This window comes from Psychrobacter sp. H29, assembly GCF_059073055.1.
Genome location: NZ_JCACRY010000001.1, coordinates 2,911,675 through 2,924,777, shown reverse-complemented (window position 1 = coordinate 2,924,777; position 13,103 = coordinate 2,911,675). Strand labels below are relative to the sequence as shown.

General features: G+C 42.4%; 9 protein-coding genes. 3 read left to right on the top strand and 6 right to left on the bottom strand.

Features of this window, described 5'->3' with window-relative positions; all coding sequences use genetic code 11:
- Nucleotides 1-452: 452 nt before the first annotated feature.
- Complete coding sequence (locus AC5JP1_RS11950) at nucleotides 453-2,180, bottom strand: AMP-binding protein (RefSeq protein WP_443525592.1); 1,728 nt, start codon at nucleotides 2,178-2,180, stop codon at nucleotides 453-455.
- 354 nt (nucleotides 2,181-2,534) lie between these two features.
- On the bottom strand, nucleotides 2,535-4,178 hold the full coding sequence (locus AC5JP1_RS11945) for a vWA domain-containing protein (RefSeq protein ID WP_493844262.1): 1,644 nt from the start codon (nucleotides 4,176-4,178) through the stop codon (nucleotides 2,535-2,537).
- A 567-nt stretch (nucleotides 4,179-4,745) separates the two neighbouring features.
- On the opposite strand from AC5JP1_RS11945, the gene parC reads away from it, so the two are divergent.
- Nucleotides 4,746-7,052, top strand: a complete 2,307-nt coding sequence (parC, locus tag AC5JP1_RS11940) for a DNA topoisomerase IV subunit A (RefSeq protein WP_493844261.1) — start codon at nucleotides 4,746-4,748, stop codon at nucleotides 7,050-7,052.
- A 246-nt stretch (nucleotides 7,053-7,298) separates the two neighbouring features.
- Here the strand turns inward: parC and AC5JP1_RS11935 are convergent, their stop codons facing one another.
- The 3 genes from AC5JP1_RS11935 to AC5JP1_RS11925 form a co-directional block, all read right to left on the bottom strand.
- On the bottom strand, nucleotides 7,299-7,760 hold the full coding sequence (locus AC5JP1_RS11935; RefSeq protein WP_443525587.1) for a BLUF domain-containing protein: 462 nt from the start codon (nucleotides 7,758-7,760) through the stop codon (nucleotides 7,299-7,301).
- Between the two features lie 309 nt (nucleotides 7,761-8,069).
- Nucleotides 8,070-8,543, bottom strand: coding sequence for a BLUF domain-containing protein (locus AC5JP1_RS11930; protein ID WP_493844260.1), 474 nt, complete (start codon nucleotides 8,541-8,543; stop codon nucleotides 8,070-8,072).
- 422 nt (nucleotides 8,544-8,965) lie between these two features.
- Nucleotides 8,966-9,505 carry a hypothetical protein gene (locus AC5JP1_RS11925; protein WP_493844259.1) on the bottom strand — a complete coding sequence of 180 codons (540 nt, stop codon included), beginning with the start codon at nucleotides 9,503-9,505 and terminating at the stop codon, nucleotides 8,966-8,968.
- A 319-nt stretch (nucleotides 9,506-9,824) separates the two neighbouring features.
- On the opposite strand from AC5JP1_RS11925, the gene AC5JP1_RS11920 reads away from it, so the two are divergent.
- Entirely contained in the window at nucleotides 9,825-10,664 is an 840-nt protein-coding gene (locus tag AC5JP1_RS11920) for an HAD family hydrolase (protein WP_493844258.1), read from the top strand.
- A 66-nt stretch (nucleotides 10,665-10,730) separates the two neighbouring features.
- Here AC5JP1_RS11920 and AC5JP1_RS11915 read toward each other — a convergent pair whose 3' ends face one another.
- Nucleotides 10,731-11,528, bottom strand: coding sequence for a 3-oxoacyl-ACP reductase (locus AC5JP1_RS11915; protein ID WP_493844257.1), 798 nt, complete (start codon nucleotides 11,526-11,528; stop codon nucleotides 10,731-10,733).
- A gap of 368 nt (nucleotides 11,529-11,896) precedes the next feature.
- Here AC5JP1_RS11915 and AC5JP1_RS11910 point away from each other — a divergent pair, with 368 nt between their 5' ends.
- Complete coding sequence (locus AC5JP1_RS11910; RefSeq protein ID WP_493844256.1) at nucleotides 11,897-13,024, top strand: ABC transporter substrate-binding protein; 1,128 nt, start codon at nucleotides 11,897-11,899, stop codon at nucleotides 13,022-13,024.
- Nucleotides 13,025-13,103: the final 79 nt, after the last annotated feature.

The following is a 13,103-nucleotide window of genomic DNA, read 5'->3' as shown; positions in this document are numbered from 1 at the left end:
ACACCATTTTTTATAATTGATTTATGATAATACGCTCGTAGATAAACAGCAGTTTGTCGCAAGCTATTTACCATTCATAAGCGGCATCATGCGTAAGCTTTGTAGATCGAAAAACATCACTTAGCGCATAATAAATGACCTTAAGCCTCGGTAGGGCAAAGTCATAATAATCATAGTCGTTTTGCAAGTCATACTAAGTAAAATCAATACTCTGTTGTAAATAAATACAAAAATATATCGGTGGGCACTATAGCAGTTTTGCCACAAATTCTCTATCTATACCGCTTGAGCATGAGTGTTCACAAAGATTACGAATACAAAAAATGATAAGGCAGCATAGAGCAACCTTATCATTTTGATTATAACGGCATTGATCATTCTAGTATTTTATAAGTAAACGTTACTAATAACTGTACTCATAAATTAACTACCTGACACTGAGCGTTGGTAGACTAGCCGTTGTTTTTCTCTTCGAGCGCACGTAGGTCTTTACGTAGGATTTTACCGACGTTAGATTTTGGTAGCTCATCGATAAACTCAACATGGCGAGGACGCTTGTAGCCGGTTAGGTTCTCTTTACCGTAAGCGATGACTTCATCAGCTGTTAGGCTATCGTCACTACGTACCACATAAATCTTTGGCACCTCACCGCTCTTCTCATCATCAATACCGATAACACCACACTCCAAAATTTTTGGATGTATCGACATTGCATCTTCTACTTCGTTTGGATAGACGTTAAAGCCAGACACCAAGATCATGTCTTTTTTGCGATCGACAATCTTAAAGTAGCCTTCCTCATCCATAACCCCAATATCACCAGTACGGAAGAAACCATCCGAGGTCATAACCTCAGCAGTCGCATCTTCGCGTTTCCAGTAGCCTTTCATTACCTGAGGACCACGGATACTAATCTCACCGCGCTCACCTAGAGCAACTTCATTGCCTTCTTCATCCAAGATTGCCATATCAGTTGCAGGCATCGGCAGACCGATGTTGCCTGAAAACTCGCCTGTACCATGTGGGTTTGCTGACGCCACTGGCGAAGTCTCTGACAGACCATAACCCTGAACGATGACGTTACCCGTTACTTGTTCCCACTTGGTCGCAGTGTCTTTTAGTACTGCCATACCGCCGCCCATAGACATCTCAAGCTTACTATGATTTAACGACTGAAACTCTTCGTTGTTAGCAAGCGCGGTAAACAATGTATTTACTGCTGGGAAAAACGCTGGCGGATAATCTTTGTATGCTTTGATCAAGCTTGGTAGATCACGCGGGTTTGGTACGAGTAGACCAATACAACCACGATATAAGCCATACATACCACAAACGGTAAACGAGAAAATATGATATAGCGGTAGAGCAGTCATAATAACCGGCTGCTCGTTACCCTTCTCAAACTTCTCAAAAGCATCACCTAGATACGTATCGCTCTGAATCAGGTTGGCCACCAAGTTACCATGCGTTAGCATCGCGCCTTTGGCGACACCAGTAGTACCACCGGTATACTGAAGTACAGCGACATCATCGAGACCGATATTATTGGGACGCTTATAGTTTGCAGCAGAAAAGCGGTTCATTGCTTTTTTGAACTTAACACTGCCTTTGATATGATAGTCAGGTACCATTTTTTTGACATGACGTACAACAGCATTAACAATAAATCCTTTGAGCGGACTCATCATATCGCCCATTGAAGCCACAACAACATGGTCAACCAAGTCCTGACCGATGTCTTCATAAGTTTTGGCAAAGTTCTCAAGTAAGATCAGAGCTTTGGTATCTGAATCTGTTAACTGATGGGACAGCTCTTTAGTCGTGTAGAGTGGATTGACATTGACCAATGTCATGCCAGCACGCAGCACGCCCAGTACAGCAACAGGCAGCTGTAAAATGTTGGGCATCATCACCGCAACTTTATCGCCTTTTTGCAATCCTAGTGACTGTAGATAGGCGGCGACTTGTTTACTATAGAGATCCAACTCTTCGTAAGACAGCTTTACATCCATACAGACAAATGCTGTCTTTCCAGCATAGTTGATGAAGTTTTGCTCAATGATATCGATGAGAGACGTATTGGCTGGTGGCATATCGATATCATACTGAATGCCTAGCTTTTCATACGTTTTTACCCATACTTTGTCGTCACGACGAGTCATGTTACCTTGATTTTCCATAATCTTTTCTCTCCTAGTAATAAACATTACCGTCCACTCATGCAAATCGCAATATGATACCTATGCGAAAAATCAGAGCACAAGCTTGCCATCATAATGGTCAGCGAGACTAAGATATAATCATACGATGATAAGCGGACAATATAGTGGTAAGTAGCCCTTTGTTCATTAACATACACACTTTGTACAGACTACTCAATATAAAAGATTGCTACACGAGTTCTCAAACTGGCTTGACTGCTACTATTGACATAAATATCAAATACTTACATAGTTATTAGCCAATCGCATCCCCCAAATCGAGCATAGTGTGTTTTTTACTTTTAGTAATACTTTTGGCATGGTACAGGCCTGTTATCGAGTACTCTCAAGCGCACCGGCCAGCTCAGTCAATGTCAAAAAGTTGCGACGAATACCATCTTTGTCGCTACTTGCTCTAGCGTCGATGGTGTTCTGTACGAGCTTGGCACTATCATCATATTGCCAATTGTTTATATAATCGCTCTGGTTTAAACGCTGACCAAACCCTGCTACAGCTATCGCAAATTGGGTGTCCACATTGGCTTTGGTAAGTACCTGAGTAGCGTTCATAATCGGCTGGTTGATCAGTTTTGAGCGGCTGCCCGTAGGATCCTTATAACGTATCTTTAGATAACCAAGCTCATTGGTTCTTTGACCTTTATTGATACTGGCATTCATCTCTTTATCACTACTCGTACCATAACGCCTATCACTATATAAGCCTTTTTGTCCTGTTGGTGTCACTTCAAAAAGCGCAATGACCGCTTTGCCAGCGCCCAGTTCGCCTGCATCGACTTTGTCATTGTTAAATTCTTGCTCATCAAGCACACGGTTTTCGTAACCAATCAAGCGCCACTCACTCACCACATTAGGGTTGAACTCTACTTGTACTTTGACGTCTTTGGCAACGGTATTGAATGTCGCTGCTAGCTCATCACCAAAGACTTTTTTGGCCTCTGTTAAACTATCGATATAGCTATAATTGCCATTGCCGTTATCTGCCATTTGCTCCATCATATAGTCGTTTAGATTACCGCGACCAAAGCCGACAGTAGATAACGAGATACCACGGTCACGATTGGCTTTGACCACATCTAGCATGTCATCGACATCACTAATACCAACATTAAAATCGCCATCGGTTAGCATGACAATACGGTTAATACCACTATTATTCATTGCTTGTTCAGCTTGTCTATAAGCCAGCTTTAGAGCGTCTTCGCCGTTGGTTGACCCTGCCGCACTCAAGCTATCAATTGCAGCAAGTATTTTTGCTTTTTGGTCACCCGTAGTCGCAGACAATGCCACATTGGTACTGCCTGAATACGTCACAATACTAATGCTGTCTTGAGCACGCATCTGCTCTGTCAGCAGCTTAAGCGAGGATTGCGCTAGTGGCAACTTGTCACGCGACGACATAGAGCCTGAGACATCGACTAAGAATACGAGGTTGGCAGGTGGCATAGACTGCGTGTCAGTCTTATAAGACCCATTTTTCTCAACGGCTTTGATACCGATCTTGACTATTCTATTGTTCTGGTCGGCGCTATCCCATGGCGACTCAACAACTTCAGTTGCCACAACAAATGGCGCGTTGCCGATGCGCTTAGCATCATCAAATTGATAATTGAAATAGTTAATCAACTCCTCTACCCGTACAGCATCAACTGGAGGAAGCTGACCTTCGTTTAGGTAGCGGCGCACGTTGGCATAGCTGCCTGTATCTGTATCAATAGACAGTGTCGATACTGCCATATCGGTCGTACGGTGCACAGGGTTGGCGGTGTTTTCTTGATAGTTGTCTCTTGTTTTTGGCTGTATTGCTATACTAGGCAAAGGACGAATACCCAACTGAGGCGCAGCACGTATCATCATCTGTGAGGCATTGGTTACACTCATCTTGTTTGGCGCAATCATCATAGACTCTGATACCACGACTGTGTCCTGACCGACGGAGCTACTGGTCACAGTTGACACGGAGCTGTCTCTCTGCGATGAGCTGCAGGCTACAAGTCCTAAACTGGCGATAGTGGCAATAGTGACTGTTAAGAATGTGCTTTTAGGTAAGTTCTTAGGTGAGCTTTTGACTATATGCCTGGTCGTGTTTTTCGCAGCGTTACGTATTGGTATTGATGATAAATGGTCAGATGACATAGCAGATTTTCCTTATTGTAAATAGGTCAATGGCGACGTGTCCTTGTCGATAGTATAAACTTGCCAGCTAATAAATTTTTATAGCCAATATAATGAGATATTTATTAATAACTTAAAAAAATATTAGATTTACTATACTCAACTTAACGGGCGAAAGCTACGTTTCAAAACACCACACTGGAAGTCTATAAAGGTAAGTCATAAGCACGTCACGAGCTGTCGTATATTCTGACATATGCCTTTTTAATTGGCTAAATATCCTTTACGATAGCACTATCTTAATTTTAAGTGGATATTGCGCCGAACCCAATAGACACTGCGGCGCCTATTCACGCTATGCATCACTATATAAACCATACTAATTAAAAATCTATAAGCGAAATCTATTTTATGTCTGATGTTATTGATAATACGATTGCTCCACCCATTGCTAATGAACCAATGGATACTCGCTCAGTTGCAGAATTCACTGAGCAGGCGTATCTCAACTACGCCATGTACGTCATCATGGATCGGGCACTACCCAATATCGCCGACGGTCTAAAACCTGTTCAGCGCCGCATCGTCTACGCTATGAGCGAGCTTGGCCTAAAGTCCTCTGCTAAAGCAAAAAAATCAGCACGTACTGTCGGTGATGTTCTGGGTAAGTACCATCCGCATGGGGATAGCGCTTGTTATGAGGCCATGGTACTGATGGCACAGCCGTTCAGCTATCGCTATCCGCTCATCACAGGTCAAGGCAACTGGGGTAGCCCAGATGATCCTAAATCCTTTGCGGCTATGCGTTATACCGAAGCAAAAATGTCAGCTTATGCCAATACCTTGCTTGCAGAACTCGGTCAAGGCACCGTTGATTGGCAAGATAACTTTGACGGCACTATGCAGGAGCCAACCACCCTACCCGCTCGCTTGCCTAATATCCTTTTGAATGGCACGACAGGTATTGCCGTCGGTATGGCTACTGACATACCGCCGCATAATCTCAATGAAGTGGTGCGCGCAGCGATTCGTTTATTAAAAAATCCTGAGCTGTCGGTAAAGCAGCTCACGCAATCGATACCAGCACCTGACTTACCAACCCCAGCTGAGATCATCACTAGCAAAAAAGACTTGCAGGCGATGTACGAGACGGGTCGTGGCAGCTATAAAATGCGTGCCACGTTCCATATCGATAGCAAAGAAAAGAATCTCGTCATCATTGATGCGCTGCCCTACCAAGTCTCAGGCAATAAAATCCAAGAGCAAATCGCCAAGCTTATGACGGACAAAAAGCTGCCTTGGATTACCGATATTCATGATGAGTCGGATCACGAGAATGCCTGCCGTATCGTATTGGAACTACGCTCGACGCGGGTCGATGTCGAGCGTGTCATGAGTCACTTGTTTGCCAGTACAGACCTAGAAAGCAATTACCGCGTCAATATGAATATGATTGGCCTCAATGGTAAACCTCAGGTCAAAAACCTAAAAGAAGTGTTGGAAGAATGGCTCATCTGTCGCCGCTCAGTGGTCACGCGCCGTTTGCAGTATCGTCTTGATAAAATCGATAAGCGCTTGCACATTCTGGCAGGTTTGCTGATTGCATATCTTAATATCGACGAAGTCATTCGCATCATTCGTGAAGAAGACGATCCAAAAGCGACACTGATGCAGGACTATGACTTAACTGATATTCAAGCCAATGCAATCTTGGATATTCGTCTGCGTCAGTTAGCAAAGCTAGAGGAAATTGAGCTGCGCCGCGAGCAAGATGAATTGGCTGCCGAGCGTGCCATTATTCAAGAGTACTTGGATAATCCAGACAGTCTGACCAATCTGATGATTGATGAGCTGACTGCCGATATGAAAGAGCATGGCAACGAGCGCGTATCACCATTAGCAGAACGTGAAGAAGCACAAGCCTTAAAAGAGTCTGATCTGGTGCCGAGTGAGCCTATTACTGCCATCTTATCAAAAGCAGGCTGGATTCGTGCTGCCAAGGGTCATGACGTAGACGCCGCTGGTATGAGCTATCGTTCAGGTGACAGCTATCAAGCCCATGTGCGCGGTAAATCCAATGAAAAAATCTACGTACTTGACAGTACTGGACGCAGCTACAGTATCGATGCGCACAACCTCGCCTCAGCGCGCGGTCAAGGTGATCCACTGACCAGTGTATTGAAGCCGCCAGCAGGTGCCAGCTTTGAGCAGCTATTGACGGGTGCTGACGATCAACGCATCATTCTTGCCAGCTCGCAGGGCTATGGTTTTATCAACACTCTTGGTAATTTAGACAGCAATCAAAAGGCAGGTAAAAATGTCATTAATCTAGCTGCTGATAGCCGTCTGCTGTCTGTTGCTCGTATCGATGCACCAGTAAAAATGACGGATAGTACTGATGACGAGACCACCAAGCTAGATATAAGTCCTGATCATGTCGCTGTGGTAACCAATGCCGGATATTTACTGATATTTGCCCTCGATGATTTGCCTGAACAGGCTCGCGGTAAAGGAAATAAGCTGATCAAGTTAAAAGATGGCGAAGAGGTACTCGCCATCACGCCACTAAGTAAACAAGATAGCCTTGTCATCACCGCTGGTAAACGCCATGTGACACTAAAGCCGAATGATTTGGCTAACTATACCGGTAGTCGCGGCAACCGGGGTGGACAGCTGCCAAGAGGTTTTCAGAACGTAACGAGTGTTGAGATTGGGTAGTTTTAGTCTCTCAAGTTTAACCAAGCTGAGTTGAAAACCCAGTTATCACCCATTAAAAAGCCGCCTATAAATCTAATATAGGCGGCTTTTTTGTGCTACTAGAGATTTGTATTGCCAAAACAAGAACTTGTACTACGGGAGGGAAGTAGCTGACCATATCGAATATTAAAGCTATGAGCTACTGACACTAGAAGCTATTAAAACTAAAATGGCAAAATACCACTTCAACGAACACATACACTCAGTTTAAATTTCACTAAGCTGCTTATCTGTAAAAAGTGCATCCATAAAGCTTATGATGCGATCCTTTGACATAAGATAGGGATTGAAATCAGTTCCTGCCGAAAAATGTTTGAGGGTATGCACTTCGTATTCAGGACCTGACGTTAAATATCTAATCAAAAAGCCGTCCCATTTACGTACTTCCACTTCTTTAATTTCTACTACATGAATTGATAAATGCGGACGTTCTGTGATGATTCTGGTTATCAGCTCGTTGACATCAAGTCTTGAACCTTCAATATTTTGAATAATGTAGTTATCATTGATGGCAAGTGCTGAAGTTATACCGCTTTGCTCGTTGTTTCTTCTTGCTATCTCAAACGTACGAGCCATTTTGACACCATTGTCTTTTTCGCGGTTTTTACCGATATACGTCAAGCTGGTGAGAATGTGAGCACCATTTTTATTTCTCTCGTCTGAAATCATTCCCTTCTCTCTTCTGAATTAGAATTCAATAAATCTACACATAAGATATCTAATTAAAAAATCCATTTAACTTAAGATACTATTTAAGAATCAACCTAATCAATAGCCTCTTAGTTTTTTTGTTATATGACTGTTAATTGATAACCTTAAGTTATTAATTATCGAAAATCCAGCTTGTATTTTTATTCAATTGCAGCTTATTAAACTCTAAAAACAGCACTTACAATATCCCTTTCTAGGAGCTCTGTAGCGAGAACAACTCATCAACTCTCCTTCACAACCCTTTTTGGTCGTTAGATTGTTATGTCATCATAAAGTTTTTTGGTCTGCGAAAATCTCGTGCAAGAAGCTCTCAATCTGACTACTTCTCATAAGATAAGGGTTATAGTCAGAGCCTGCCGAGAAGCTTTTTAAGGCATACAATTCATCTTCATTACTTGACGTTAAATGTTTGATCAAAAAACCGTCCCATTGACGTGATTCTATTTCTTCTATGTTGATAATATTAGGAAAGATAGTTGAATGCTCATCGAATATCTTATGTAAGGCAGTGCTGATGGCAGGCCTTGTTCCTTGAAAACTTTGGACAAAATAGCCTTCACTAATAACCAACGCTGAAACGATACCGTTTTCTTCAAAATATCTCCTCCAATACTCAAGTGCACGAGTCAATTCAATGCCTGAGTCTAGATCGACATTTCTGGCGATGTATGTCATGTTGATAAGGATATGTTCGCCATTTCTTTTTTTGTTTTCTGGAACATGGCTTATAATAGAAGACATAAAATACCTCATTTATAAAAATGATAATCTAAATTAAGATACATTTTGAAGTTAAATACAATCAATAAAAATTTTTAGCTTTTGATGATTTTGAAATTATAGCTTAAACATTTTAACACGATACCATACCAAGATTCGTCATAGTAAAATAACACTACAACTCTTGGCATCACTAGGGCGATAGCATTATTCTAATCGGTTAAAAGTTTAATCCATATTTCTTTATGACACTAATTCAATCCCAAAATAGCACTAGCTGGGTTTTTATTGTTGAGTTGATGACGTTTTAGTATCTGTTTATTAATTTTTCCACCATTTACTGTCATATACTTAACACATACAGCTAGATTGCATTGATCAAAAACCTGCTTATAAACGATGTATAAAAAACTCTTTGTATTTAATTTTAAATTATCTATATATCAATAGCGACCCATTTCAACGGTTGTCTCAGCGAGTATCGTATCACCTTGCCATGCCTGCACATCCACCGTATAGAGGTGGTTTTTGCCACCTGAGCAAGGTGGTTTGTAGGCACCGCGAATATCGCCCTTACGGCTACGATACTCTGCTATCATCTCAATACCGACTGGCACTTCATAAGTATGCCCGAACACACGTGGTACTTTGGCATTCATTGCGCCTTCTGGTAGCGCAAACTCTACGATACCATGTCCACCACTTTGCATACGCTTATTGCTGACGTCGTTATAAACGAACACCAAGCTCTCTGCACCTGTTGGAATATTTGAGACAGTCATACTGGGTGTGGCTGGACTTTTGCCATCATAGTTCAAACATTGCTGCCCTTCAGGTATTGTTTTACCATTCCAAATAACATCGTCAAATGTAACATCCATCGCAAAAACATGCGTAGATAAGGCTAACGTTGTACAAACCATAAGCGTTTTTGTGGTGAGTGACTTTATAGTAGAAAGATTAATAATAGTAGAAACGTTCATATTTATTCCTTTAAATAGCCGATGCGTTAGCGACGTACCATTATTAGTATATTGCTAACTGTTGGCGGTGGTTTGGTACTAACCTACTAGTTAAACTGCCCTATTAGTAAAACTACGCTATTCAGTGACCGATATCGTTGGGGGTTTTGTTACATTTTTGGACAAACGTCAGTCAATCTCAACACTATAGCATCGAGCACTTGATTGTCAGATGACTTTGCAACATCACAGGTTACGCTATGAGTATTTATCTCTTTAGCGCTGTTGTAGTAGTATTTGAATCATGAGTATCTAAACGACCAAAAACAATAGGATCATCATGTTTATCGAAGATAAAATTGCCAAAGAAAATATAACCACTAAGACCCCAGCGCCCAAAATCATATTTTTTGATATTGATGATACTTTGAGTCGTGGCGGTATCATTGCTGCACACAATAAAACCACCCTTGAACAGCTAGCAGACACTGATATTAAATTGGTGATTTCGACTGGTCGCTCCAAAGCTATACTGCCCGAAGATATTCTGGGTCTGCTTGATGTCGGCGTATTGGACGCTATTATTTGTATGAATGGACAATATAGCTTCGATAAAAACGGCCGAATCAGCCACTATCCATTGACGGATGAGCAAGCGGAAAAAATCGTGCGTCTTTGTGAGCAGAGCCAGCTCATTCATAAGTTTGACTCCGCCACTCATATCGCATGGTCGGGTGAAAACGATCGATTACGTCAGTTCAATGCGATAACGCCCAATTCTATCGTTGACCCTGAGTACTATCAATCAAACACCATCTATCAGTGTTCTGTATTTTTTAATAACCAGCAAGAAAAGATGCAGAATATTGACTTTGCACAGTACGACCTAAAGCTGGTTCACTGGCATCAAATTGGCGCAGATATCTTACCCGCGGATGCCTCTAAAGCCCGCGGAATAAAAGATGTATGTGCATATTATGGCGTAGAGGCAAGCGACTGCATGGCGTTTGGTGATGGGTTTAATGACCTTGAGATGTTTGATTTGGTTGGATTCGCCGTGGCGATGGGCGATGCACAACCTGATCTGATAGAGCGTGCTGATTTCGTCACGGGGACAATCGAAGAGTATGGTATACAAGCAATATTAGAGCCATTTTATGCGGTGCCCGTAGCTAAATAAACCGTAGCCAAATACAAGCATCGCGCTTATTGATTTGGCTACTTTGACTCGCATTAATCATACAATCTAAGGCATAGTCAGACCGCCATCAACAGCAATTGATTGTCCAGTAATAGCCATACTCAAATCAGATGCCATAAGTAATACGGAGTTGGCAAAGTCAGCTACCGAAGTTGCTTGACGCAGCGGCGTGGTGATCGCGATATAATCGAACACGTCTTCAGTCGTCAAGCTACTCGCATCGGTTGTCTTTAATAACCCGCCTGCCAGTAAGTTCACACGAATACCATATTGCCCAAGCTCGCTTGCTAAATTACGCGTCAAGCCAATCAGTGCAGATTTTGCCGTAGTATAGTCGTAATAAGTGACGACAGGGTTGTAGACAAGGTTGGTTGAGATATTGATAATTTTACCCATCTGCTGTGTTTTCATCTGTGGCAATACGGCTTGTGTTGTATTGACTGCGCCTTTGACAATACCATCCATCTGCTGCGAGAAATGCGACCACTTGACGGTTTCAATACTGGTGTATTCAGCACTTGGGTCAAACTTGTAATACGGTAAGGCATTGTTTACCAATATATCGATATGACCATAACGGCTGACGACCTCAGCAGCCATTGCTTGTACTTGCTCAAGCTCAGTAACATCTGCCTGATAAGCAAAGGCCTGTCCGCCCGCCCCTATGATATCAGCAACTACCGCATTAGCGGCGTCTACGCTGCTTAGATAGTTGACACAGACAATGGCGCCTGCTGCTGCCATTTGCTGGGCAATCTGTGCACCAAGCCCGCGACTAGCGCCAGTGACAATTGCAACCTTATTGGTGAGTAGCGCTGGTATAACAGAGGTGTGTTCAGACATCGTATTGCATCCTTTACTATTGTGGTGTGTTTAATATTCTACAGGTTCGGCTGTGAGACTATGCTGGTCTTTATACTGCTTCCTATACCCATTGTAGTATGGTTATATACTATCATCACTCAGCTTATCATTGGCAATGACCTAAAAAACCTGCTCAGCACGCGTTACCTCTACACTTAATGTATAAGCCTATTCGATGAGCAATATTCACTGTTTTTATTAGTATGACTCCGCACTGTCTTGGTAATTGCCCTTTAAATCGCATGGAATAATAACCATAATAGTGTTATTGGTGACGCCGGTCATCTATCGTTTTGCTGTTTTCATTTGCTTTTTAATTTATATTGTCTTTATTCAGGAGAGCTATTTTGACTCATTTATCATCGTTTCACCCAGACAACCCAACCCCTATCGGACGTATCGTACCAAAGGCACTGCTAGCAGCAGCGATTGGCTTGGCACTAGCCAGCTGTAGCAATTCTGACAATTCAACAGACGGTAGCGCAGCGGCGAGCAATGAGACGCTCAACTTGTACAACTGGTCAGAGTATATGCCGCAAGAGATTTTGGATGGATTTGAAGAAGAGACTGGTATCTCAGTCAATTACACCACGTTTGACTCTAATGAAGCGATGTACGCCAAACTCAAACTGCTTGATGACTCTAGTCAATACGATCTGGCAATACCCTCAACGTATTATGTCGAAAAAATGGCGAAAGAAGGACTGTTGCAAGAGCTAGATAAGTCTAAATTAAGCAACTTTAAAAACCTCGATACGTCATTTACTAACACCAAAGTCGATCCTGAAAATAAGTACTCTATCCCTTATATGTGGGGTAGCACCGGTCTTGCGATAAATGGTGATAGTGTCGATCCTGCGACTGTAAATAGCTGGAATGACTTATGGGATCCTAAGTACAAAGGTCAGGTGATGCTGACCAACGATGTACGTGAAGTGTTTGGTATGGCTTTGCTGACGCTTGGCTACTCGGGTAACAGTAGCAACCCTGACGAGATCGAAGCGGCTTATGATAAGCTGACTGCCTTGATGCCAAACGTCAAGACCTTTAACTCTGATGCAACACGTATGCCCTATATTGAGGGTGAAACGTCGCTTGGTATGACTTGGAATGGCGAGGCTGTCATGGCAAATGACGAGGGTCTGACCAGCTTGGTTTATAAATACCCAAGTGAAGGCGCGATATTGTGGATGGATAACTTTGTTATTCCAAAAAACGCCAAACAAGTTGATGCAGCACACAAATTTATCGATTATCTGCTGCGTCCTGAAAACGCCAAGATCGTTAGTGAAGAGATCGGTTATGCCTCACCAAACATGGCTGCGCGTGAGCTGATGGACGACAGTGTTCAGAACAACCCGACAATTTATCCTTCTAAAGAAGTCCTTGCACAAGCTGAGTTCCAAGAAGATGTAGGCGACGAAGCGTTGCAGGTATATCAGCAGTACTGGGATAAACTAAAAACTGGTCGTTAATAGCCATAGCTTAGTAACGATTTAGAGTCTTAGAAATAAAGTAAGTCTTTAAGAGCAAAACGCTGATCCTAAATGGTCA

Excerpts from the sequence above, each read along its gene's own strand:
- AC5JP1_RS11950 (WP_443525592.1), bottom strand. The coding sequence starts at position 2,180 with ATGGAAAATCAAGGTAACATGACTCGTCGTGACGACAAAGTATGGGTA.
- AC5JP1_RS11930 (WP_493844260.1), bottom strand. The coding sequence starts at position 8,543 with ATGTCTTCTATTATAAGCCATGTTCCAGAAAACAAAAAAAGAAATGGC.
- AC5JP1_RS11935 (WP_443525587.1), bottom strand. The coding sequence starts at position 7,760 with ATGATTTCAGACGAGAGAAATAAAAATGGTGCTCACATTCTCACCAGC.
- AC5JP1_RS11925 (WP_493844259.1), bottom strand. The coding sequence starts at position 9,505 with ATGAACGTTTCTACTATTATTAATCTTTCTACTATAAAGTCACTCACC.
- parC (WP_493844261.1), top strand. The coding sequence starts at position 4,746 with ATGTCTGATGTTATTGATAATACGATTGCTCCACCCATTGCTAATGAA.
- AC5JP1_RS11915 (WP_493844257.1), bottom strand. The coding sequence starts at position 11,528 with ATGTCTGAACACACCTCTGTTATACCAGCGCTACTCACCAATAAGGTT.
- AC5JP1_RS11920 (WP_493844258.1), top strand. The coding sequence starts at position 9,825 with ATGTTTATCGAAGATAAAATTGCCAAAGAAAATATAACCACTAAGACC.